At 72.0% G+C, this 22,743-nt stretch carries 24 protein-coding genes; 11 read left to right on the top strand and 13 right to left on the bottom strand.

From position 1 onward, the window contains the following. Positions 1-97: 97 nt before the first annotated feature. Entirely contained in the window at positions 98-832 is a 735-nt protein-coding gene (gene lexA, locus IEZ00_RS05020; protein ID WP_372448466.1) for a transcriptional repressor LexA, read from the bottom strand. Positions 833-1,051: 219 nt separating this feature from the next. On the opposite strand from lexA, the gene IEZ00_RS05025 reads away from it, so the two are divergent. The 5 genes from IEZ00_RS05025 to IEZ00_RS05045 all read left to right on the top strand — a co-directional run bounded on the left by IEZ00_RS05025 (position 1,052) and on the right by IEZ00_RS05045 (position 7,477). After that, complete coding sequence (locus IEZ00_RS05025; RefSeq protein WP_189221880.1) at positions 1,052-1,546, top strand: LysM peptidoglycan-binding domain-containing protein; 495 nt, start codon at positions 1,052-1,054, stop codon at positions 1,544-1,546. Positions 1,547-1,857: 311 nt separating this feature from the next. Then, positions 1,858-2,313: a transcriptional regulator NrdR gene (gene nrdR / locus IEZ00_RS05030; protein ID WP_189221881.1), complete on the top strand. Its 456-nt coding sequence runs from the start codon at positions 1,858-1,860 to the stop codon at positions 2,311-2,313. An 88-nt stretch (positions 2,314-2,401) separates the two neighbouring features. Next, on the top strand, positions 2,402-5,263 hold the full coding sequence (locus tag IEZ00_RS05035; RefSeq protein ID WP_189221882.1) for a vitamin B12-dependent ribonucleotide reductase: 2,862 nt from the start codon (positions 2,402-2,404) through the stop codon (positions 5,261-5,263). Between the two features lie 86 nt (positions 5,264-5,349). Then, positions 5,350-5,766 (top strand): RelB antitoxin-like protein, encoded by a 417-nt coding sequence (locus tag IEZ00_RS05040; RefSeq protein WP_189221883.1) that lies wholly within the window; start codon positions 5,350-5,352, stop codon positions 5,764-5,766. Between the two features lie 244 nt (positions 5,767-6,010). Then, positions 6,011-7,477, top strand: coding sequence for a serine hydrolase domain-containing protein (locus IEZ00_RS05045; RefSeq protein WP_229795098.1), 1,467 nt, complete (start codon positions 6,011-6,013; stop codon positions 7,475-7,477). Here the strand turns inward: IEZ00_RS05045 and IEZ00_RS05050 are convergent. The 4 genes from IEZ00_RS05050 to IEZ00_RS05065 form a co-directional block, all read right to left on the bottom strand. Then, a complete protein-coding gene (locus IEZ00_RS05050; RefSeq protein WP_189221884.1) occupies positions 7,429-8,178 on the bottom strand; it encodes a succinate dehydrogenase/fumarate reductase iron-sulfur subunit in 750 nt (249 codons plus the stop codon). The two genes, IEZ00_RS05045 and IEZ00_RS05050, sit on opposite strands and share 49 nt — an antisense overlap. A gap of 1 nt (position 8,179) precedes the next feature. Beyond that, positions 8,180-10,051, bottom strand: coding sequence for a fumarate reductase/succinate dehydrogenase flavoprotein subunit (locus tag IEZ00_RS05055; RefSeq protein ID WP_189221885.1), 1,872 nt, complete (start codon positions 10,049-10,051; stop codon positions 8,180-8,182). Between the two features lie 10 nt (positions 10,052-10,061). After that, on the bottom strand, positions 10,062-10,823 hold the full coding sequence (sdhC, locus tag IEZ00_RS05060; protein ID WP_189221886.1) for a succinate dehydrogenase subunit SdhC: 762 nt from the start codon (positions 10,821-10,823) through the stop codon (positions 10,062-10,064). A 90-nt stretch (positions 10,824-10,913) separates the two neighbouring features. After that, complete coding sequence (locus IEZ00_RS05065; RefSeq protein WP_189221887.1) at positions 10,914-11,207, bottom strand: Rv0250c family protein; 294 nt, start codon at positions 11,205-11,207, stop codon at positions 10,914-10,916. A 218-nt stretch (positions 11,208-11,425) separates the two neighbouring features. Here IEZ00_RS05065 and edd point away from each other — a divergent pair, with 218 nt between their 5' ends. Next, entirely contained in the window at positions 11,426-13,294 is a 1,869-nt protein-coding gene (gene edd, locus IEZ00_RS05070; protein ID WP_189221888.1) for a phosphogluconate dehydratase, read from the top strand. Then, entirely contained in the window at positions 13,291-13,911 is a 621-nt protein-coding gene (eda, locus tag IEZ00_RS05075; protein WP_189221889.1) for a bifunctional 4-hydroxy-2-oxoglutarate aldolase/2-dehydro-3-deoxy-phosphogluconate aldolase, read from the top strand. The genes edd and eda overlap by 4 nt, the downstream gene beginning before the upstream one ends. A gap of 140 nt (positions 13,912-14,051) precedes the next feature. On the opposite strand, the gene IEZ00_RS05080 is transcribed toward eda, so the two are convergent. Both IEZ00_RS05080 and IEZ00_RS05085 read right to left on the bottom strand, forming a co-directional pair. Then, entirely contained in the window at positions 14,052-15,959 is a 1,908-nt protein-coding gene (locus tag IEZ00_RS05080) for a M64 family metallopeptidase (protein WP_189221890.1), read from the bottom strand. After that, entirely contained in the window at positions 15,956-16,366 is a 411-nt protein-coding gene (locus IEZ00_RS05085; RefSeq protein WP_189221891.1) for a hypothetical protein, read from the bottom strand. Before IEZ00_RS05085 ends, IEZ00_RS05080 begins: the two co-directional genes overlap by 4 nt. Before the next feature lie 187 nt (positions 16,367-16,553). Between IEZ00_RS05085 and IEZ00_RS05090 the strand changes: the two genes are divergently transcribed. After that, positions 16,554-17,240, top strand: coding sequence for a YqeB family protein (locus IEZ00_RS05090; protein WP_189221892.1), 687 nt, complete (start codon positions 16,554-16,556; stop codon positions 17,238-17,240). A gap of 31 nt (positions 17,241-17,271) precedes the next feature. On the opposite strand, the gene IEZ00_RS05095 is transcribed toward IEZ00_RS05090, so the two are convergent. The 4 genes from IEZ00_RS05095 to IEZ00_RS05110 form a co-directional block, all read right to left on the bottom strand. Next, on the bottom strand, positions 17,272-17,748 hold the full coding sequence (locus IEZ00_RS05095; protein ID WP_229795256.1) for a regulatory protein RecX: 477 nt from the start codon (positions 17,746-17,748) through the stop codon (positions 17,272-17,274). Positions 17,749-17,856: 108 nt separating this feature from the next. Then, the gene (gene recA / locus IEZ00_RS05100) at positions 17,857-18,900 is read right to left on the bottom strand and encodes a recombinase RecA (RefSeq protein WP_189221894.1); all 1,044 of its coding nucleotides are present in this window, start codon (positions 18,898-18,900) and stop codon (positions 17,857-17,859) included. A gap of 173 nt (positions 18,901-19,073) precedes the next feature. Further along, complete coding sequence (locus tag IEZ00_RS05105; RefSeq protein ID WP_189221895.1) at positions 19,074-19,268, bottom strand: DUF3046 domain-containing protein; 195 nt, start codon at positions 19,266-19,268, stop codon at positions 19,074-19,076. 10 nt (positions 19,269-19,278) lie between these two features. Continuing rightward, a complete protein-coding gene (locus IEZ00_RS05110; protein WP_189221896.1) occupies positions 19,279-19,746 on the bottom strand; it encodes a cupin domain-containing protein in 468 nt (155 codons plus the stop codon). Positions 19,747-19,817: 71 nt separating this feature from the next. Between IEZ00_RS05110 and IEZ00_RS05115 the strand changes: the two genes are divergently transcribed. Together IEZ00_RS05115 and IEZ00_RS37710 are read left to right on the top strand one after the other, a co-directional pair. Then, the gene (locus IEZ00_RS05115) at positions 19,818-20,654 is read left to right on the top strand and encodes a LysR family transcriptional regulator (RefSeq protein WP_189221897.1); all 837 of its coding nucleotides are present in this window, start codon (positions 19,818-19,820) and stop codon (positions 20,652-20,654) included. 9 nt (positions 20,655-20,663) lie between these two features. Then, on the top strand, positions 20,664-20,789 hold the full coding sequence (locus IEZ00_RS37710) for a hypothetical protein (protein ID WP_268248658.1): 126 nt from the start codon (positions 20,664-20,666) through the stop codon (positions 20,787-20,789). Here the strand turns inward: IEZ00_RS37710 and IEZ00_RS05120 are convergent, their stop codons facing one another. Next, the gene (locus IEZ00_RS05120) at positions 20,790-21,530 is read right to left on the bottom strand and encodes a DUF899 domain-containing protein (RefSeq protein ID WP_189221898.1); all 741 of its coding nucleotides are present in this window, start codon (positions 21,528-21,530) and stop codon (positions 20,790-20,792) included. 89 nt (positions 21,531-21,619) lie between these two features. Here IEZ00_RS05120 and IEZ00_RS05125 point away from each other — a divergent pair, with 89 nt between their 5' ends. After that, positions 21,620-22,099 carry a winged helix-turn-helix transcriptional regulator gene (locus IEZ00_RS05125; protein WP_189221899.1) on the top strand — a complete coding sequence of 160 codons (480 nt, stop codon included), beginning with the start codon at positions 21,620-21,622 and terminating at the stop codon, positions 22,097-22,099. A gap of 11 nt (positions 22,100-22,110) precedes the next feature. On the opposite strand, the gene IEZ00_RS36210 is transcribed toward IEZ00_RS05125, so the two are convergent. Further along, positions 22,111-22,743, bottom strand: a 633-nt coding sequence (locus IEZ00_RS36210; protein WP_229795101.1) for an MFS transporter, incomplete at its 5' end; no start/stop codon positions are given.

Below are 22,743 nucleotides of genomic sequence, written 5' to 3' on the forward strand. Positions count from 1 at the left end.
TGGCTGGTGGTGGGCGGCGGAGCCTTCGCGCTGGCGCTGGTCGCGGCCCTCGTGCGCCGGTCGCGCCGGTCGCGCTGACCAGCCGCCCCGGACCCGGTCAGAGCCTGCGCAGCACCGCGACGACCTTGCCCAGGATGGACGCCTCGTCGCCGAGGATCGGCTGGTAGGCGGGGTTGTGCGGCATCAGCCACACGTGGTCGTCCTTGCGCTTGAACGTCTTGACCGTCGCCTCGCCGTCGATCATCGCGGCCACCACGTCGCCGTTGTCGGCGGTGGGCTGCTGCCGCACCACGACCCAGTCACCGTCGGTGATCGCGGCGTCCACCATGGAGTCGCCGACCACCTTGAGCAGGAAGACCTCGCCCTCGCCGACCAGGTCGCGCGGCAGCGGGAACACGTCCTCGATGGCCTCCTCGGCCAGGATCGGCCCACCGGCGGCGATCCGGCCCAGCATCGGCACGTAGGCCGGGGTGGGCTTGGCGGCCGGGTCGAGGCCCGAGACGATCTCGGTCGGCAGCACGCCCACCGCGCGCGGCCGGTTCGGGTCGCGCCGCAGGAAACCCTTGCGCTCCAGGGCGCGCAGCTGGTGCGCGACGGAGGAGGTGGAGGTCAGCCCGACCGCCTCGCCGATCTCCCGGACGCTGGGCGGGTAGCCGAAGCGGTCCAGCCAGTCCCGGATCACGTCGAGCACCTTGCGCTGGCGCAGGGTCAGCCCGGCGTTGCCCGCGATCTCCGCGGGCGCGGAGGCGGCCTCCGGCGCGGGAGGCGCGGCGGCGGGCGCAGCGGAGGGCACATCGGCGATGCGCAGGTCGTCGTTGGTCTTGCGTGCCACGGTGCTTCCTCCTCACCGGTCCCGATCGCCCAGGCCGGCTCTCCGTCGATCTTCAACTGCCGAAGGTAGTCGCAGTCGGTGTCCATATCAAACACCTGTTCGAAGTAAACACCGGCGTGTCGCTCCACTTTCGCGCGGGGAGGTGGTAGACATTCGCACAGCAGTTCGATCGAACTCCTGTTCGATCATGACCCGTTGACCTGCGGTGGAGGGAACGTCATGGCAGTGGTCATCGGCACGCGGGACGGTTTCGCACTGGTCGACGGCGCGGGCGCCGACGACGTCGCGCTGGGCCGGGGGCTGCACCCCGGCCCGCGGGTGCTGCGCCGGTTCGACGTCGCCGACCACCGCCGACCAGCGGGCAGGCGGCGGCCCGTCGCGGTGACCACGGTCCCGGAGGTCGCGGCGTGCGAGGTGCGCCCCCGACGGCACCCCGCGCTGCGCCTGCTGGCCTCGGCGCTGGCGACCGCGGCGGTGGCGGTGGGCCTGGCGGCGCTCTACCTGCACGCCTCGGGCGGGACGGGCGTGCCCGAGCGCGTCGACACCGCGCACGTCCAGGTCGGCGAGACCCTGCGGGACGTGGCCCGCCGCGCCGCGCCGAACAGCGACCCGGACGCCGTGGTGGCCCGCATCCGCGAGCTGAACGGGCTGACCGACACCGCGGTCGTCCCCGGCCAGTCCCTCCTCGTCCCCGACGGCAACACCGCCGACTGACAACACCGACCGACACCGCCGACTGCCGACAGCACCCGCGAGCCGAGGTCGCCGAGTGGTGGGGTGGCGGCGGCGACAGTAGCCTCTCCCGGACCGCGCGGCACGGCTCACCACCGCCGTCGCGCCGCGCCCCGCCCGCTCGGCCGGGTCGCCCGCGCGACACGCCGTTCAAGATTTGCGCGCGGTAGGCATCCGGCATAGGTTGACCCCCACATCTAGTGGTTACACCGTCGAGTTGGCCCACAGATTGGGGATTTCCCCGTCAGGTGGGTTGACGCGATGAGTGCTGCGCCGGGGAGGGGTGAGCAGGCGTGCGGTGTCCTTTCTGCCGGAATTCGGACTCGCGTGTGGTCGACTCGCGCGAAGTCGACGAGGGCCAGGTGATCCGCCGCAGGCGGTCCTGCTCCAACTGCGGCAGGCGGTTCACCACGGTCGAGGAAGCGGTGCTGGCGGTGGTCAAGCGCTCCGGCGTCACCGAGCCCTTCAGCCGCGACAAGGTCGTCAACGGCGTGCGCCGCGCGTGCCAGGGCAGGCCGGTCGACGAGGACGCCTTCCAGCAGCTGGCCCAGCGCGTCGAGGAGTCCATCCGGTCGACCGGCTGCGCCGAGATCCCCAGCCACGAGGTGGGACTGGCGATCCTCGGGCCGCTGCGCGAGCTCGACGAGGTGGCCTACCTGCGCTTCGCCAGCGTGTACCGGTCCTTCTCCTCGGTCGAGGACTTCGAGAAGGAGATCGCCGACCTGCGCTCCGCGCAGACCCGCGACTAGGGACCAGCAGATTTCCGCGACCGCCTCGGACGGGGACCCGGACGTGGTCGTGCCACAACATCCAGACATCAGGGAGAGGGACCGGTTCATGACGGAGACCGTTGGCGGCTCCAGCAAGAAGACGGCGGCTGCCCGCGACGGTGCGGGGGACAAGCGGACTGGCCTGGTGGTCGAGCGCGTCTACACCACCGAGGGCAAGCACCCCTACGACGAGGTGACCTGGGAGCGCCGCGACGTCGTGATGACGAACTGGCGCGACGGCTCGGTCAACTTCGAGCAGCGGGGCGTCGAGTTCCCCGACTTCTGGTCGGTCAACGCGACGAACATCGTCACCAGCAAGTACTTCCGCGGCGCGGTGGGCACCCCGCAGCGCGAGCACAGCCTGCGCCAGCTGATCGACCGGGTGGTGCGCACCTACGTCGAGGCGGGCGTCAAGCACGGCTACTTCGCCACCGAGGCCGACTCCGTCGTCTTCGAGCACGAGCTGACCTGGATGCTGCTGCACCAGGTGTTCAGCTTCAACTCCCCGGTCTGGTTCAACGTCGGCACCAGCTCCCCGCAGCAGGTCAGCGCCTGCTTCATCCTGTCGGTCGACGACACGATGGAGTCGATCCTGAACTGGTACCGGGAGGAGGGCCTGATCTTCAAGGGCGGCTCCGGCGCGGGTCTGAACCTCTCCCGCATCCGCTCCTCCAAGGAGCTGCTGTCCTCCGGCGGCACCGCCTCCGGCCCGGTGTCGTTCATGCGCGGCGCGGACGCCTCCGCGGGCACCATCAAGTCCGGCGGCGCGACCCGCCGCGCGGCCAAGATGGTCGTGCTGGACGTGGACCACCCCGACATCGAGGAGTTCATCGAGACCAAGGCGCGCGAGGAGGACAAGGTCCGCGCGCTGCGCGACGCCGGGTTCGACATGGACCTGGGCGGCAAGGACATCGTGTCCGTGCAGTACCAGAACGCGAACAACTCGGTGCGCGTGTCGGACGAGTTCATGCACGCCTACGAGAACGGCGCCCAGTTCGGCCTGCGCGCCCGGCAGACCGGCGAGGTCATCGAGCAGGTCGACGCCAGGGAGCTGTTCCGCAAGCTGGCCAAGGCGGCGTGGGAGTGCGCCGACCCCGGCATCCAGTACGACGGCACCATCAACGACTGGCACACCACGCCGGAGTCGGGCCGGATCACCGCGTCCAACCCGTGCTCGGAGTACATGCACCTGGACAACTCCAGCTGCAACCTGGCGTCGCTGAACCTGATGAAGTTCCTCTCCGACGACGGCACGTTCAACGCGGAGCTGTTCGCCAAGTCGGTCGAGCTGGTCATCACCGCGATGGAGATCTCGATCAGCTTCGCGGACTTCCCGACCGAGCCGATCGCGGAGACCACCCGCAAGTTCCGCCAGCTGGGCATCGGCTACGCCAACCTGGGCGCGCTGCTGATGGCCACCGGCCACGCCTACGACTCCGAGGGCGGTCGGGCGCTGGCCGCGGCGATCACCTCGCTGATGCAGGCGGTGGCCTACCGGCGCTCGGCCGAGCTGGCGGGCGTGGTCGGCCCGTACGAGGGCTACGCCCGCAACGCCGAGGCGCACCAGCGGGTCATCCGCAAGCACTCCGCCGCCAACGACCTGCTGCGCACCTACCACGCCAACGACGCCGCGGTGGTCAAGCTGGCCACCAGGGAGTGGCAGGAGTGCCAGCGCGTCGGCGCGGTCAACGGCTGGCGCAACGCGCAGGCCAGCGTGCTCGCCCCCACCGGCACCATCGGCCTGATGATGGACTGCGACACCACCGGCATCGAGCCGGACCTGGCGCTGGTGAAGTTCAAGAAGCTGGTCGGCGGCGGCTCCATGCAGATCGTCAACCAGACCGTGCCGCGCGCGCTCAAGGCCCTGGGCTACCAGCAGGAGCAGATCGAGGCCATCGTCGAGTACATCTCCGAGCACGGCCACGTGGTCGACGCGCCGGGGCTGCGCCCCGAGCACTACGAGGTGTTCGACTGCGCGATGGGCGAGCGCTCGATCGCGCCGATGGGCCACGTGCGGATGATGGCGGCGGTGCAGCCGTTCCTGTCCGGCGCGATCTCCAAGACGGTCAACATGCCGGAGACGGCGACCGTCGAGGAGGTCGAGGAGATCTACTACCAGGGCTGGAAGCTGGGCCTGAAGGCGCTGGCGATCTACCGCGACAACTGCAAGGTCGGCCAGCCGCTGTCGGCGGGCAAGGGCGCCAAGGCGTCGGCCTCGGCGGAGACCAAGCCCGAGACGGTGGTCGAGTACCGCCCGGTACGCAAGCGCCTGCCGAAGAAGCGCCCCTCGCAGACCGTGTCGTTCACGGTCGGCGGCGCCGAGGGCTACCTGCACGCGGGCTCCTACCCCGACGACGGCCTCGGCGAGATCTTCGTCAAGCTGGGCAAGCAGGGCTCGACCCTGGCCGGTGTCATGGACGCCTTCTCGATGTCGATCTCGGTGGGCCTGCAGTACGGCATCCCGCTGGAGTTCTACGTCTCGAAGTTCCAGAACCTGCGCTTCGAGCCCGCGGGCATGACCGACGACCCGGACGTGCGGATCGCCACCAGCGTGCTGGACTACCTGTTCCGCAGGCTGGCCCTGGACTACCTGCCGTTCGAGAAGCGGGCCCAGCTGGGCATCTTCACCGCCGACGAGCGCACCGCCCAGGTGGCCGACAACTACGGCGGCGGCGACGTGGACCTGGAGGGCCTGCGCACCTCGGTGGAGGCGACGCCGGAGAAGGCCGTCGAGAAGTCCGCGAAGTCCGCGGCCGAGGACAAGCCCAAGCCGCAGGACGTCAAGGTGGGCAGCTCCACCGAGCTGCTGGAACTGCACCTGGGCACGACCGCCGACGCGCCGCTGTGCATGACCTGCGGCACCAAGATGCGGCCCGCAGGCTCCTGCTACCTGTGCGAGGGCTGCGGCTCGACCTCCGGTTGCAGCTGACCCTGAGCGCTTTTAGCAGGTGAATCACCTGGCCAGAGCCGGGGCAACGGGTTGCCCCGGCTCTGGCACGCCCCTGGGAGGACGGCATGTCCGCTGTTCACTACGACAGCTACACCGAGGCTCGCGCACATCTGAAGGACTTGCTGGACGCCGCGGAGAAGGGGCGAGTCGCCACGGTTCGACGTGGCTCAGCTACGACAGCCGTCGTGGATGTCAAGCGGTTGCGCCACCTCCTCACATCGATCGTTCCGTCGCGCGCCCAGGTCGTCCCGGAGGCAGGCGGCTGGTCGGTGTTCATCCCAGGGCTGCCAGTGGCGGCTGATGGCGCGTCGTTCGACGAAGCGATCACCGAGATGACCGACGCTCTGCGCGAGTACGCACAAGACTGGCAGCAACGCCTGCTCGACGCTCCGAACCACCGTGACAACTGGGGATTGGTGCAGCTGATCAGCTTCAGCGACGACGAGCGGCTACGCGACTGGCTTGTCGGTGCCGCGCGGTGACTTCCCGGCCGGGGCCGAACCGGACCCTCTCACGGGACACCTGAGCCGCCTGCGGCAGCCCTGCCCGCCGACCTCGTGGACGTGCTGATCACGCGCGTCGGCCTCGACGGGTCCGAGGTGGCCGTGATGAGCAGGGACGAGGCGATCGATCACAGCTCAGTGCGCGGGTAGGACCGCGGTCCGACTCCCGAATTCGGATCGTGGTCCGATCCCACGGGGAGCGGACCACCGGAAGATCCTCGGCGTGCTGATCCGAACGCTCGTCCTGCCCGGCGTCGCCGCCCTCTTCGGGCTGTCCGCGCCCGACGCAGCGCCCACCCCAGCGGCCATCGACGCCGTGGTCCAGCAGTACCGCGACGCGACCGGGCTGCCCGGCGCGGCGGTGGCCGTGACGCGGGGGACCGAGGTGGTGCGCGCGGCCGGGTACGGCCACACCCCGGCGGGTGACCCGGTCACCGAGCACACCGCGATGGCGGTGGCCTCGGTGAGCAAGTCGTTCACCGCGCTCGCCGTGGTGCAACTGGTCGAGGCCGGCCGGGTGGACCTCGACGACCCGGTGCGCGAGCACCTGCCGGAGTTCACCATGGCCGACCCGCGCGCCGACCGGATCACCGTGCGCCAACTGCTCGACCAGACCTCCGGGATGTCCGACACGACCTTCCCGGCCTTCAGCAGGCCGCAGCCGGACTCGCTGGCCGAGGCGGTGGCGGGGATGCGCGCGGCCCGCCTGGCCGCCGACCCCGGCGCCCGGCACGAGTACCACAACCCGAACTACCAGGTGGCCGCCCGGCTGGTCGAAGTGGTCAGCGGCCTGCCGTTCGACGACTACCTGCGGCGGCACGTCTTCGGCCCGCTCGGCATGGTCGACAGCCGCACCGCCGACACCGAGCGCGACCTGCCGCCGAGCGCGCGGGGCCACCTCGTGGTGCTCGGCGTGCCGATCGCGGTGCCGGAACCGCCCGCCTTCGGCAACGGCTCCGGCGGGGTGCTCAGCTCGGCGCACGACATGGCCGCGTGGCTGATCGCGCAGAACAACTCCGGTCGCGGCCCGAACGGTGGGCAGGTCGCCTCCGCGTCGAGCATCGCCCGGACGCACACCCCCTCGGCCAACTCGGGCTCCTACGCCCTGGGGTGGTCGGTCGGGACGACCGCGTCCGGAGCGCCCGTCATCGAGCACAGCGGTGACCTGTTCACCTCCACCGCCCACCAGGCGCTGCTGCCAGGGTCGGGCTACGGGGTCGCGGTCATGGCCAACACCGGGCTGGCCCACGGCGACGCCCGGGCCATCGCCGAACGGCTCATCGCGCTGCTGGAGAACACCGCTGTGCCGCCGCCGAGTTCGCCCCTCCTCCTCGTCGACGCGGTGTTGCTGGTGCTCACCCTCGGAACCGTCGTGCTCGCCGTACGCGGCGTGCTGCGTTCCCGCCGCTGGGCCGCCGCTCGGACTTCGCCCCTGCGCACCGCGGTCCGCTTGCTCCCGCTTCTGATCGCGCCGGTGCTGTGCGCGACGATCGACCAGGTGGTCGGCTTCCTCTACCGGGGGCGTGACGTCGCCTGGGTGCAGGTGGTCTACCTCTACCCGACGTTCATGGTGCTGCTCGTCACCGCCACGTGCGGGTGCGTCGCGGTGTCCTTGGCACGACTCGTGCGCTTGCGGTGGGCTCAGGAACGGCGGAAGAGCTTGTTGCCCAACCACACGATCGGGTCGTAGCGCCGGTCGGCCACCCGCTCCTTCATCGGGATCAGCGCGTTGTCGGTGATCTTGATGTGCTCGGGGCAGACCTCCGTGCAGCACTTGGTGATGTTGCACAGGCCGAGGCCGTGCGCGGACTGGGCCGCGCCCACCCGGTCCCCCTCGTCCAGCGGGTGCATCTCCAGCTCCGCCACGCGCATCAGGAACCGCGGCCCGGCGAACGCCTCCTTGTTCTCCTCGTGGTCGCGGATCACGTGGCAGGTGTTCTGGCACAGGAAGCACTCGATGCACTTGCGGAACTCCTGCGACCGCTCGACGTCCACCTGGGACATCCGGTACTCCCCCGGCGGCACGCCCTCGGGCGGCTGGAACGCCGGGATCTCCCGCGCCTTGGTGTAGTTGTACGACACGTCGGTCACCAGGTCGCGGATCACCGGGAAGGTGCGCATCGGCGTCACCGTGACCGTCTCGTCCTCCGCGAACACCGACATCCGCGTCATGCACAGCAGCCGGGGCCTGCCGTTGACCTCCGCCGAGCAGGAGCCGCACTTGCCCGCCTTGCAGTTCCACCGCACCGCCAGGTCCGCGGCCTGGGTGGCCTGCAGGCGGTGGATCACGTCGAGCACCACCTCGCCCTCGTTGACCTCGACGGTGAAGTCCTCCAGCCCGCCGCCGGAGGAGTCGCCGCGCCACACCCGGAAGTGCCCCCGGTACCCCATGTCAGCCCTCCAGCTCGTCCGCGGTCAGGTACTTCTGCAGCTCGCCGAACTCGAACAGCTCCAGCAGGTCCGGGCGGATGGGCCGCTGCGGCTCCTCGACGACCTCGACGCCGTCCCCGGCGGCCCGGCACACCAGCAGCTTGCGCCGCCACTCGGCCTCCATGCGGGGGTAGTCGTCGCGGGTGTGCCCGCCTCGGCTCTCGGTGCGCAGCAGCGCCGCGCGCGCGACGCACTCGCTGACCAGCAGCATGTTCCGCAGGTCCAGCGCGAGGTGCCAGCCGGGGTTGAACTGGCGGTGCCCCTCCACGGTCAGCGCCGCCGCGCGCCGCTTGAGGTCCTCCAGCCGCTTGACCGCCTGGTCCATCTCGTCGGCCTTGCGGATGATGCCCACGAGGTCGTTCATCACCTGCTGCAACTCCATGTGCAGCGTGTACGGGTTCTCCCCGCCTTCGCGCTCGAACGGCGCGAGCGCCACGCGCTCGGCCCGCGCGACCGCCTCGGCCGAGCAGGCGGGCCGCGTCGCCAGGCCCGCCACGTAGTCCGCCGCGCCCGCCCCGGCGCGGCGGCCGAACACCAGCAGGTCCGACAGCGAGTTGCCGCCCAGCCGGTTGGAGCCGTGCATCCCGCCGGAGACCTCGCCCGCCGCGAACAGCCCCGGCACCGACGACGCGCCGGTGTCCGGGTCGACCCGCACCCCGCCCATCACGTAGTGGCAGGTCGGCCCGACCTCCATCGGCTGGGCGGTGATGTCGACGTCGGCCAGTTCCTTGAACTGGTGGTGCATCGACGGCAGCCTGCGCCGGATCTCCTCGGCGGGCAGCCTGCTCGACACGTCCAGGAACACGCCGCCGTGCTCGGACCCGCGCCCCGCCTTGACCTCGGAGTTGATCGCGCGGGCCACCTCGTCGCGCGGCAGCAGCTCCGGGGGTCTGCGGTTGTTGTCGGGGTCGGTGTACCAGCGGTCGGCCTCGGCCTCGTTGTCGGCGTACTTGTCCTTGAACACCTCGGGGATGTAGTCGAACATGAACCGCTTGCCCTCGGAGTTGCGCAGCACCCCGCCGTCGCCGCGCACCGACTCGGTGACCAGGATGCCCTTCACGCTGGGCGGCCAGACCATGCCGGTGGGGTGGAACTGGACGAACTCCATGTTGACCAGCGACGCGCCCGCCCGCAGCGCCAGCGCGTGCCCGTCGCCGGTGTACTCCCAGGAGTTCGAGGTCACCTTGAACGACTTGCCGATGCCGCCGGTGGCCAGCACCACGGCGGGCGCCTCGAACAGGGCGAACCGGCCGGTCTCGCGCCAGTAGCCGAACGCCCCGGCCACCGCGCCGCCGTCGAGCACCAGGTCGGTGACGGTGAACTCCTGGAACACCCGCAGCCGGGACTCGTAGTCGCCGCTGCGCGCGTGGTCCTCCTGCTGCAGGGACACGACCTTCTGCTGGAGGCTGCGGATCAGCTCCAGCCCGGTGCGGTCGCCGACGTGGGCCAGCCGGGGGTACTCGTGACCACCGAAGTTGCGCTGGCTGATCCGGCCGTCCTCGGTGCGGTCGAACAGCGCGCCGTAGGTCTCCAGCTCCCACACCCGCTGCGGCGCCTCCTTGGCGTGCAGCTCGGCCATCCGCCAGTCGTTGAGGAACTTGCCGCCGCGCATGGTGTCGCGGAAGTGCACCTGCCAGTTGTCCTTGGGGTTGGCGTTTCCCATGGCCGCGGCGATGCCGCCCTCGGCCATCACCGTGTGCGCCTTGCCGAACAGCGACTTGCACAGCACCGCCGTGCGCATCCCGTGCTCCCTGGCCTCGATCGCGGCGCGCAGGCCCGCACCGCCCGCGCCGATCACGAGGACGTCGAACGAATGCCGTTCCAGCTCGGGCAAGACCCGCTCCTTAGTCGATGAACCGGAGGTCCCCGATGACCCCGGCGGAGACCAGTGCCACGTACAGGTCCGTCACGCACACGAAGATCAGCGAGGCCCACGCCAGCTGCATGTGCCGGGCGTTGAGCTTGGAGATCCGGGTCCACATCCAGTAGCGGACCGGGTGCCGGGAGAAGTGCTTGAGCCTGCCGCCCGCGATGTGCCTGCACGAGTGGCACGACAGCGTGTACGCGCCCAGCAGCGCCACGTTGACCAGCAGCACGACGTTGCCCAGCCCGAAGCCGGCGGTCAGCGCGTAGAAGGCGTCGTAGGTGTTGATCAGCAGCAGGATCGAGGCCGCGTAGAAGAAGTAGCGGTGCAGGTTCTGCGCGATCAGCGGGAAGCGGGTCTCGCCGGTGTAGCGGGCGTGCGGCTCGGCCACCGCGCACGCGGGCGGGGACAGCCACGCCGCCCGGTAGTAGGCCTTGCGGTAGTAGTAGCAGGTCACCCGGAAGCCGAGCAGGAACGGCAGGATCACCACCGGCGGGGTGAGCACCCCCGGCAGCGCGGGCAGCGGCCTGCCGAAGTGCGCCGCCCCCGGCAGGCACTCCTGGCTCAGGCAGGGCGAGTACATGGGCGTGAGGTAGCGGTGCTCGTCCACCCAGTAGTAGTCACCCATGAAGGTGCGCACGGCCGCGTAGACCGAGATCAGCAGCAGTCCCGTGAACGTCGCCAGCGGCGGCAGCCACCAGCGGTCGGTGCGCAGCGTGCGGTGGGCGATCTGGGCCCTCATGCCTCACCTCGGGTTCCACGTCGTCGTGGCGGATGCGCGGGGAAAACCGAACCGGCCCCCGCGCGGTGCGCGGGGGCCGGCCGTGGTCGGTCAGGTGCGGTGGCGGTAGCCGCCGAGACCTTCGTCGTCGGCGTCCTGCCAGAACGAGGCGTCGTAGGGCGTGTCGGGCACGACCACCACCTCCCGCTCCACCCGCGGCGCCTGCCGGGGCCTGGGCGGACCGTCCAGTTCGACGAGCTCGCTCGCGTCGATGTCCATCCGCTCCACGTCGTTGGCGAGCCGCAGCACCGCGGGCACGTCCCCGTAGCGGGTGCGCAGCGAGCCGACGCACTGGCGGAGCTGGCCGAGCGCACGCCTGAGCTCCACGATCTCGGAGGACGTCATGGCAGCACCTCCCTGGGTTCCGTCAGCCGACTCTGCCCGCTCGCGGCCGCTGTGACAAGGACCACACGGCGTGTGTTCGCGTTCCAGACACTGAATCGTTTTTGTGATCCTGAGGGGTCATCACTTACTGTGTGGGCAGTCACGTCCGTACGTGCGACGTCAGCGCTGCCGTCCACTTGGGCCATCACAGCCCGTGATCACCACCGGAGACAGCCGCCATGAGCGACCTGCACCCCGTCGTCGCAGAGGTGACGGCACGCATCGCCGCCCGCAGTGCCGCAAGCCGGACCGCCTACCTCGACCGCGTGAACGCCGCCGCCCAAGAGGGCCCCGTGCGCGGTGACCTGGCGTGCAGCAACCTCGCCCACGGCTTCGCGGGCATCACCGGCGGTGACAAGGCCGCGCTGCGGGCGCTGCGCAGGCCCAACGTCGCGATCGTGTCCGCCTACAACGACATGCTCTCGGCGCACCAGCCGATGCACGAGTACCCGGCGTGGATCAAGGCGGCCGCGCGGGAAGCGGGCGGGATCAGCCAGTTCGCGGGCGGCGTCCCCGCCATGTGCGACGGCATCACCCAGGGCCGCGCGGGCATGGAGCTGTCGCTGTTCAGCCGCGACGTGATCGCGATGTCCACCGCCATCGCGCTGTCCCACGACATGTTCGACGCCGCGCTGCTGCTGGGCGTGTGCGACAAGATCGTGCCGGGCCTGCTCATCGGCGCGCTGTCCTTCGGCCACCTGCCCGCCATCCTGGTGCCCGCGGGCCCGATGAGCTCGGGCCTGCCGAACTCGGAGAAGGCCCGCGTGCGGCAGCTGTTCGCCGAGGGCAAGGCCACCCGCGAAGACCTGCTGGAAGCCGAGGCCGCCTCCTACCACAGCCCCGGCACCTGCACGTTCTACGGCACCGCCAACTCCAACCAGCTCGTGGTGGAGGTGATGGGCCTGCACCTGCCCGGCGCGAGCTTCGTGCCGCCGGGCACCCCGCTGCGCAAGGCGCTGACCGAGGAGGCCGCGCGCCGGGCCGTCGCCATCAGCCGCGGCGAGCAGTTCACCCCCATCGGCCACGTGGTCGACGAGAAGGCCGTGGTCAACGGCGTGATCGCGCTGCTGGCCACCGGCGGGTCCACCAACCACACCATGCACCTGGTGGCCGTCGCCTCGGCCGCGGGCATCGAGCTGAGCTGGGACGACTTCGCCGACCTGTCCTCGGTGGTGCCGCTGCTGGCCCGCGTCTACCCCAACGGCGGCGCGGACATCAACCACTTCCAGGCCGCGGGCGGCGTGCAGTTCCTGGTCGGCACGCTGCTGGACGCCGGGCTGCTGCACCGCGACGTGCGCACCGTGGCGGGCGACGGCCTCGACCGCTACCGCCAGGAGCCGGTGCTCGTCGACGGCGAGCTGACCTGGCGCGACGGCCCGGCGGTGAGCCTGGACACCGAGGTGCTGCGGCCCGTGGGCGCCCCCTTCGCCGCCGACGGCGGCCTGCGCATGATCTCGGGCAACCTGGGCCGCGCGGTGATCAAGGTTTCGGCGGTCAAGCCGGAGCACCGCGTCGTGGAGGCGCCCGCGCGGGTGTTCACCTCGCAGGAGGCGTTCAGCGCGGCGTTCAAGGCGGGCGAGCTGGAGCGCGACGTGGTGGTCGTGGTGCGCAACCAGGGCCCGCAGGCCAACGGGATGCCCGAGCTGCACAAGCTCATCCCGGCGCTGGGTGTGCTCATGGACCGCGGCTTCCGGGTGGCGCTGGTGACCGACGGCCGGATGTCCGGCGCGTCGGGCAAGGTCCCGGCCGCCATCCAGCTCACCCCCGAGGCGGCCGTGGGCGGCCCGCTGGCCCGCGTGCGCGACGGCGACGTGCTGCGCGTGGACGCCGAGACGGGGACGCTGGAGGCGCTGGTGGACCCGGCGGAGCTGGCCGCGCGCGACCTGGTGGACTTCCCGCCGGACGCGCAGGCGTGGTCCGGCACCGGGCGTGAGCTGTTCGCCGCGCTGCGCCGGTCGGTCGGCCCCGCCGACCGGGGCGCCAGCGTGTTCGGCCCGATCGCCGCCTCGCACTTCGCGGGGCAGAGGAACCAGGAGGTGAGCCGGTGACCACCAGCGCGGATCTGCTGGCGCTGTCCCCCGTCATCCCGGTCGTCGTCGTGGACGACGCCGCCCACGCCGTGCCGCTGGCGCGGGCGCTGCTGCGCGGGGGCATCGGCGTCATCGAGCTGACCCTGCGCACGCCCGCCGCGCTCGCCGCGATCGAGCGGGTGGCCGCCGAGGTGCCCGAGATCGTCATCGGCGCGGGCACGGTGACCGCGCCCGAGCACGCCGAGCAGGCCGCCAAGGCGGGTGCCGCGTTCCTGGTCACCCCCGGCTCGACCGACCGGGTGCTCGACGCCGCGGAGGACACCGGGCTGCCGTTCCTGCCCGGCGCGGCGACCGTGTCCGAGGCGATGCGGCTGGCCGAGCGCGGCCTGACCGCGCTGAAGTTCTTCCCGGCCGAGGCCGCGGGCGGCGTGGACTACCTCAAGTCCATCGGCGGCCCGCTGCCCGGTCTGCGGTTCTGCCCGACCGGCGGGATCACCGTCGAGTCGGCCCCGCGCTACCTGGCGCTGCCCAACGTGGGCTGCGTCGGCGGCTCGTGGCTGACGCCGAAGGACGCGCTGGCGGCGGGCGACTTCGACCGCGTCGAGGCGCTGGCCCGCGCCGCCGCGGCCCTGTAGCCCGCGCCGCGGCGCTCGCGGGTCACGCGTTCGGGCAGCGTTCGCCGAGTCGGGTGGTAGATAACGGCCCACTGGCGGGCGCCGGGTAGTACTTGCAGGTGTGATGGGGGCGGCCGGGGAAGCCGGCCGCCCCCTTTCGCTCACGACACGGAGAGCTGGAACCAGCCCGCCCAGCCGCTGGCGGCGTTCCACCACGTGCTGTAGACGCGGTTGTCCGTGCCCACCGTGAACAGGTCCAGGTGGTCCGGTCTGCGGGTGATCGCGGCGACGTGCCCGCCCGCGCGGCCCACGCCGCCGGAGACCTGGAACCAGCCCGCCCAGCCGCTGGCGGCGTCCCACCACGTGCTGTAGACGCGGTTGTCCGTGCCGAGGGTGAACAGGTCCAGGTGGTTGGGGTTGCGCGCCACCGCGCTCACCGAGGACCCCGGCGAGGCCACGCCGCCGGACACGTGGAACCAGTCGGCCCACCCGCTGGCGGCGTCCCACCACGCGGACATCACCCGGCCGTTGGACGCCGTGGTGAACAGGTCCAGATGGTTCGGGTTGCGCGCCACCACGGTCACCGCCGAGTCCGGGCGACAGGTCAGGGTGCCGAGCCGGAACCAGCCCGCCCACCCCGTCGCGGCGTCCCACCAGGTGCTGTAGACGCGGTTGTCCGTGCCGACGGTGAACAGGTCCAGGTGGTTCGGGTTGCGCGCGATGGCGGTGACCGGCGCGCCCGCCGCTGCCACGCCGCCGGACACGTGGAACCAGCCCGCCCACCCGGTCGCGGCGTCCCACCACGTCGACATGGTGCGGCCGTCCGAGGCGGTGGTGAACAGGTCCAGGTGGTTGGGGTTGCGCGCCACCACCGTCACCGTGGAACCGGGCCTGCACACCAGGCCGCCCACCTGGAACCACCCCGACCAGCCCGACGCGGCGTCCCACCAGGCGCTCCACACCCGGTTGTCGGTGCCGACGGTGAACAGGTCCAGGTGGTCGGGGTTGCGCGCGATGGCGGTCACCGGCGCACCCGCCCCACCCGGCGAGGCGAGGCCCCCGGAGACGTGGAACCAGCCCGCCCAGCCCGTGCCGGGGCTCCACCAGTCGCTCATCGTGCGGCCGTCGTCCGCCACCGCGAACACGTCCAGGTGCTCGGGGAAGCGCGCCACCACGCTGATCGGCGTCCGGGCCCGCGCGGACAACGTGGTCAGCGGACCGATCCGGTTCCAGATCACCTGGCGGCAGACCCGGCAGAACGGCACGCCCAGGTCCCGCATCTTGCAGCCGTGCTCCGGCCGGTACGCGCCGCAGTGGTAGTAGTGCGCGCCCTCGAACGCGCCCACCGTGCCCGCGGGCACCGGGCTCGGCCGGGTGTCCACCTTGGAGCAGTCCGGGTTGGACATCGTGGGGATCGCGGTAGCGGCGTTGACCGCCCACCTCCACTTGAGCGTGGCCCGGTCGCGGTTGATCGTGACGTTGGGCTCGGACGGTTCGGTGGCCGGGTGGTGGTCGTGCCCGGTCTCGTTGCCGCCCGCGTAGTAGGCGTACTCGTCGGCCAGGCCGAACGCGGTGTGCCCGGCCTCGTGGATGGCGATCTCGGTGGCGCCGCCCGCCAGCGAGTACGTGCCCACCGAGCCGCCCGCGCCGCCGTAGACCGTCGAGTTGACCACCACCAGCACCAGGCTGAACTCCGGCACCTGCGCGGTCGCCACCTGCAGCGCCGTGGTCTGGTTGACCAGCAGCAGCCTGCGGATGCCGTTGCCGCCGAAGGTGGCGTCGAAGTAGGTGCGCACGCTCGCGCCCGTGCCGCCCGCCGAGGCCGGGTCGTCGGCGCCGGAGTCGGTGGAGCGGACGTTGACCCGGAAGACGTTGATCGCCGGGCTGAGGTCCCCGAACGGCGGGGTGCCCAGCAGCGCGGTGACGAACGAGGCCGCGGCGGTGTTGAAGGCGCCCTGCTGCGCGGCGGTGAAGCCCTCGGCGAGCAGCACGATGTTGAACGCCCGGTTGCGCGGGGCCGAGCCGAAGATCTGCGTGGTGCCGATGACCGCGCCGTCGGAGGTGGTCATCGCCCCTCCAGCGGGAAGCTGGCCAGCTCGGTCACCGACTGGACACCCACGTCGCCCGCCGGGACGCGCAGGACCGTGACGTGGTCGGCGACCTCGTCCACCGGCACGACCACCGTGAAGGCGCCCTGGGCCCTGGGCAGGTCGGTGCGGGTGATCGGCTCGCCGGGGTGCTCGGGGAACACCTCGGCGCTGGCGGACAGACCCACCCGGATCGGGACGCGGCTGAGCGCGTTGCCCTCGGCGTCGCGGACCTCGACGTGGTCGCCCGGCGTGGCCTCGCGGGGCAGGTCGAAGCCGGTCACGGCCAGGTCGACGGGCTGTTGCAGGACCAGGCGGACCTGGTCGTCCTCGTAGGTGAAGACCAGCCGGACCGATCTCGGTCCGGGGGGCGGTGTGGGTTGGCTCATGGTGTGCGACTCCTGGAGTAGGCGGCGTACGCCCCTCAGGAGTGACTCGGGTCACGCCAGATACCGCAGTGCGCCCGGAATCCGGTCAACCACCGGAACGGTCGCTACACGGAGGGGTGGTCTCCCGCGTGACGGCCGTCGTGGATCATGGTCGGGCAGTGGTCCGGTGCCGCACGGGAGGGGAGCGATGGAAGCACGGCGCACGACGGTGGCCCAGTCGAAGCAGACCACCACCCTGGTGTGGGTCGGCTTCCCGGTGCTGGGTGCTTTCCTGCTGTGGCTGGTCGTGCTGGTGGCGGACTGGGTGGCAGCCCTGCCGTGGGCGCCGATGCGCGGGCCCTTCCAGCTGGTCGCCTCGATCCCCGAACCGCACGCCACGGTCGGCGCGCTGGTGGTGGGGGCGCTGGGCGGCCTGGTGCTCTCCGTCCTCGCCGCGCTCGAACGGCTCGCCGTCGAGGTGGCCGACGACCGCGTGGTGTTCACCAGGGGGAACGGCACCACCCGCGAGTTCGACCGGACGCGGATCGCGGGGGTGTTCCTCGACGGCCGCAAGCTCGTCCTGCTCGGGCTCGACGGCGGCGAGCTGACCAGGGAGGACGCGGAGCTGGACGCCGACGAGCTGGCGGACGCCTTCCAGTCCCACGGCTACCCGTGGCTGCCCGACGGCGACCCGCACCGCGACGAGTACCGGCGCTGGGTCGAGGGCGCGCCCGGCCTGCCGCCGGGCGCGGACGCCCTGCTCCGGGTGCGCGCCGAAGCGCTGCGCAAGCGCGACGCGGAGGACGCGGCCCAGCTGCGCGAGGAGCTGGGCAGGCTCGGGGTCGTGGTGCGCGAGGACCGCAAGCGTCAGTTCTGGCGGTTGCGCGAGCACTGACCACGAGCACTGACCGCGAGCACGGGCGGGGTCAGTCGGACAGCAGGTCGTCCAACCCCTCGGCCTCCTCGCCCGCCCGGCGCAGCTCCTCGCGGACCACGCGGTAGGCCATGCCCTCGGCGTAGCCCTTGCGGGCCAGCGCGGCGACCAAGCGGCGGATCTTGGTCGTGTCGTCCACCCCGCCGAGGGTCCGCAGCTTCTTGCGCACCAGCTCGCGCGCCCGCTCCTGCTCGGCCTCGTCGTCCACCGCCGCCACGGCCTCGGCCGCGACCTCGTCCGCCACGCCCTTGCGGCGCAGCTCCAGGGCCAGCGCCCGCCTGCCCAGGCCCTGGTGCGTGTGCCGCGACCTGACCCACACCTCGGCGAACGCCGCGTCGTCGATCAGGCCCGCACGGTCGAACTTGCCCAGCACCAGCTCCGCGGTGGACTCGCTGATGCCCTTGCGCAGCAGGGCGTCCCGCAGCTCCACCCTGGTGCGCGCCCTGGCTGTGAGCAGCGCGTAGCACAGGTCGGTCGCCCTGCGCTGCTCCTTGACCGGGTCGACCTCGACCTCGGCTGCGACCTCGGGGTCGCGGGGTGCCCCGCGACCCCGACCGCCTCGTCCCGCCACCGCGGGCTAGAAGTCGACCGGAGCGGGCGCGGTGTCGTCGGCGTCGAGGGTCGCCCCGATGCCGAGCTTGTCCTTGATCCGCTTCTCGATCTCGTTGGCCACGTCCGGGTTCTCGCGCAGGAACTTGCGCGCGTTCTCCTTGCCCTGGCCGAGCTGGTCGCCCTCGTAGGTGTACCAGGCGCCGGACTTGCGCAGGATGCCCTGGTCGACGCCCATGTCGATGAGCGAGCCCTCGCGGCTGATGCCCACGCCGTAGAGGATGTCGAACTCGGCCTGCTTGAACGGCGGGGCCACCTTGTTCTTGACGACCTTGACCCTGGTGCGGTTGCCGACCGGCTCGCCGCCGTCCTTCAGGGTCTCGATGCGCCGCACGTCCAGCCGGACCGAGGCGTAGAACTTCAGCGCCTTGCCGCCCGTCGTGGTCTCCGGCGAGCCGAACATCACGCCGATCTTCTCGCGCAGCTGGTTGATGAAGATCGCCGTGGTGTTGGACGCGTTGAGCGCGCCGGTGATCTTGCGCAGCGCCTGGCTCATCAGGCGCGCCTGGAGGCCGACGTGGTTGTCGCCCATCTCGCCCTCGATCTCGGCGCGCGGCACCAGCGCCGCCACCGAGTCCACGACCAGGATGTCCAGCGCGCCGGAGCGGACCAGCATGTCCGCGATCTCCAGCGCCTGCTCGCCGGTGTCGGGCTGGGAGACCAGCAGGGCGTCGGTGTCCACGCCCAGCTTGCGGGCGTAGTCCGGGTCCAGCGCGTGCTCGGCGTCGATGAACGCCGCGATGCCGCCGTTGCGCTGGGCGTTGGCGACCGCGTGCAGGGCCACCGTCGTCTTGCCGGAGGACTCCGGGCCGTAGATCTCGACCACGCGGCCGCGCGGGAGGCCGCCGATGCCCAGCGCCACGTCGAGCGCGATGGCGCCGGTGGGGATCACCTCGATCGGGGCGCGGCCCTCCTCGCCGAGCCGCATGACCGAGCCCTTGCCGAACTGCTTGTCGATCTGGGCCAGGGCCAGTTCGAGGGCCTTGTCCCGGTCGGGTGCCTGGGGTGCCATCTTCGAGTCCACCTCGGTTTGTCTCTGGGTCGCTGTGGTGTCGGGGCCGACGGTACGGGCGGGGTACGACAATTTCCGGCGGCGACCCGGTGACCAGCGGGCTGTTCTCACCCGGTGGTGGTCAACGAGTGTAGCCGAACAGGTGTTCGATCGCGTCTTCGACACGTCCGCCCTCACCGGCGGTGTTCGGGCACCTCGAACGCGTCGCAGACCGCGAGCCAGACCTCCTTGGCGGGCACACCTGCTTCCAGCGCTTCGTCGGCGGTGCGCCCGCCGAGCGCCGACATCACGTGGTCCCTTGCCACCATCTCCGCCCTGACCTGGCCGAACTCGTTCGCCATCAGCTTGCGGAACACCGTGTTGCGCATCGGACCCAGGCTAGCGCGCGCGGGCGGCCTTCCAGACCGGGCTGTCGACGTAGTGGTTGTCGAAGCGGTCCTGGGAGGCGGCGATCTCCTCGGCGTTCGCCTGACCGCGTTGCACCCGATCGAGAAGGCGGTAGTAGTCGAACCGCCCCATCCCCGGCGTGAACACGAACAGCACGTCGGCGTCCGCGCCGCCCGCCGCGCCGAAGGCGTGCGGCACCCCCGGCGGCACGACCAGGAAGTCGCCCCGCTCCAGCACCACCACCTCCTGCCCCAGCAGCACCTCCAGCGAGCCGTCGAGCACGAAGAACAACTCCGAGGCGCGGGTGTGGAAGTGCGGCGGCGCGCCGTCCGCCCCCTGGCGGAAGGTGGACCGGTTGCAGGTCAGGCCGTCGAGGTCGGCCAGCAGGGTCACCACGGCGGCGGGGTCGGCGTCGAGCGCTTCGGCGGCCGCGGCGCGGACCAGGAGGGTGTTGTCCATGCGCTTCACGATCGTCGTCCGGCCGGGCCCGAACAACGACGAAGATCGAATGGAACGATAACCTGGGCGTTATGGAACGGCGCGACCTGGAGGTCTTCCTCACCCTGGCCGAGGAGCTGCACTTCAGCCGCACCGCCGAGCGGCTGCGGGTCTCCCAGGCCAGGGTCAGCCAGACGGTCAAGCGGCTGGAGCGGCGGATCGGCGCCCCGCTGTTCGAGCGGACCAGCCGGCGGGTCGCGCTGACCCCCATCGGGCAGCGGCTGCGCGACGACCTCGCGCCCGCCTACCGGCAGATCGTGGCGGGCGTCGCGCGGGCGGTGGCCGCGGCGCGGGGCACCGGCGGGCTGCGCGTCGGCTTCCAGGCACCGGCCGTCGCGGACCTGGTCGCGGACGTGATCGACCGGTTCCGCGCCGACCACCCCGGCGAGGTGCTGATCCGGGAGGCGGACTTCGCCGACCCGCTCGCGCTGCTGCGCGCGGACGAGGTGGACGCGCTGGTGGCCCTGTTCCCGGTCGACGAACCCGACCTGACCACCGGGCCGGTCCTGTGGCGGGAGCCGCTGGTGCTGGCCGTGGCCGCGAACCACCCGTTCGCCAAGCTGGACTCGGTGTCCCTGGAGGACCTGGCGCGCGCGCCGGTGTTCCGCGCCGCCTTCTGGCTGGATCGCACGCCCGGCGGCCTGCCGGTCCGGGCGGCCAGGTCGCCCGCGACGTTCCAGGAGCTGCTGACCGCCATCGCGGCCGACGAGGGCGTGTGCCCGCTGGGCGCGCACGCCGCCGAGCACTTCGCCCGCCCCAGGGTCGCTTTCCTGCCCTTCCGCGACGCCCCGGCGCTGCGGTGGGGCCTGGTCTGGCGCACTTCGGCGGAAACCGCGCGCGTGCGCGAGTTCGCCGCGGCGGCGCGCTAGCCTCGAAGCATGCTGCTGCTCCAGCAAGACCCGACCGGCCTGTCGTCGCCGCTGGGCACCGTGCTGGTCATCGCGGGCCTGGTCGCGGCGATCGTGGTCGGCCTGCGCGCCCTCTGGTACAACCGCAAGCGCTGATCAGCTGGTGAAGCCGGGGTCGGCGGGGTGCGGGGCGGCCAGCCCGCCCTTCGGCTCCTCCCACTCCTCGCTGCGCCCCAGCGCGGTGATATCCAGCAGCCGGTAGGCGTGCATCATCACCTCGACGCCCCGGCCGTAGGCGGCGTAGCTGTGGAAGACCTCGTCCCCGTCGCGCAGGAAGGCGCTGACCCCCGGCTGCTCGCCGACGTAGTCGATCAGCCAGCCCTGCCCGGCGGCGGTCAGCTCGTCGCCGCTCCGGAAGTTGTACTCGTTGGGCGCGACCGCCGGGTCCAGCGAGACGTGGAAGTCGTAGTTGAAGTCGCTGCCGTGCGAGGAGTACCAGGGGAAGGTCCACCCCTTGGCCTGCCGGTAGGCGGCCAGCTTCGGGTACGGCGCGCGCGAGACGGCGGCGAACGCCGTATCCCTGGCGGCCAGGTGGGCACGCGCGCCCTCGCTGAGGTCGTCGGCCATCGCGCTGCAGCTGCGGCAGCCCTGGTCCCAGGACGGGTCGAACATGAAGTGCTGCAGCACCAGCTGGCGCCGCCCGTCGAACAGGTCCAGCAGCCCGACCTCGCCGTCCGGGCCGGTGAACCGGTAGTCCTTCGCCACCCGCACCACCGGCAGCCGCCGCCGGTCGGCGTTGAGCGCGTCCTGCGCCCGCGTCAGCTCCTTCTCCCTGGCCAGCAGCTCCCGGCGGGCGACCAGCCATTCGTCCCTGGTCACCACCTGCGGTCGGTCCACGACGGCCTCCCGGTCCTTGAACTTGTGTGATGCAAGTAAGCTAAGGGGTCTACTTGCATCACACAAGCGGATCACGGACCATCGGCCCCGTGCTTGGTCGGACGTACGAACGCGAGAACTGCTCGGCTGCCCGCGCGCTGGAACTGGTCGGCGAGCGCTGGAGCCTGCTGATCATCCGCAACGCGGTGTTCGCGGGCATGACCCGGTTCTCCGACTTCGAGCGCGGCCTCGGGGTCGCGCCGAACGTCCTGGCCAAGCGCCTGGACGGGTTCGTGGCCGACGGGTTGATGCAGCGCCGCGAAGGCCGGGAGTACGTGCTCACCCGGAAAGGTCGCGAACTCGGCACGGTCATCGTCGCGCTGACCGAGTGGGGCGACCGGTGGGCGGCGCCGCAGGGGCCACCGGTCCTGTACGAGCACGAGGGCTGCGGCGGGCCGGTCCACGTGCACGCCCGCTGCGACGACTGCGGCCAGGAGCCCGCCGCGACCGACGTGGTCGCCGTCGCCGGTCCGGGGGCCGATCCGCGACGCCGCCCGCCCCGCGACCCCAGCCGCCCCCGCACCGCCTGAGCGGGCGCCGATCAGCCCGCCCGCTGCGCCGAGGTGTAGAGGCAGATCACCAGCAGGGGCAGGGCGGCGAACCCCACCAGCAGGCCCAGCGCGGCGTAGGACCACGCCGTGATCACCACGCCCGCCACCACCCCGCCCACCGCGCCGCCGACGTTCATGCACAGGTCGGACAGGCCCTGCGCGGCGGGCCGGTCCGCCACCGCGACCGACTCGGTGAGCAGCGCCGAACCCGCCACCAGGCCCGCCGACCAGCCGAACCCGAGCAGGGCCAGCCCGGCGGCCAGCTGCGGCGCCCCGTGCGAGGGCGCCATCCCGGCCACGCCCGCGGCGGCCACCACCAGCGCGGTCCCGATCGCCAGCACCGGCACCCGTCCCCACCGGTCGGCCACCCACCCGAACAGCGGGCTGGCCACGTACATCGACGCCACGTGCAGGCTGATCACCAAGCCGACCACGCGCAGCGACGAGCCACCGTGGTCCATGTGCACCGGGGTCATCGACATCAGGCCGACCATCGCGGTGTGGCACAGGGTGACCCCGCCCAGCGCGAGCCTGCCCGCGGCGGGCAGCGACCGCCACACCTCAGCGCTGCCGCGCGTGCCCACCACACCCCCGCCCGCGCAGTGCGCGGGCGCCACCGGCGC

It is taken from the genome of Saccharothrix coeruleofusca (assembly GCF_014648515.1).
Taxonomy (GTDB): domain Bacteria; phylum Actinomycetota; class Actinomycetes; order Mycobacteriales; family Pseudonocardiaceae; genus Actinosynnema; species Actinosynnema coeruleofuscum.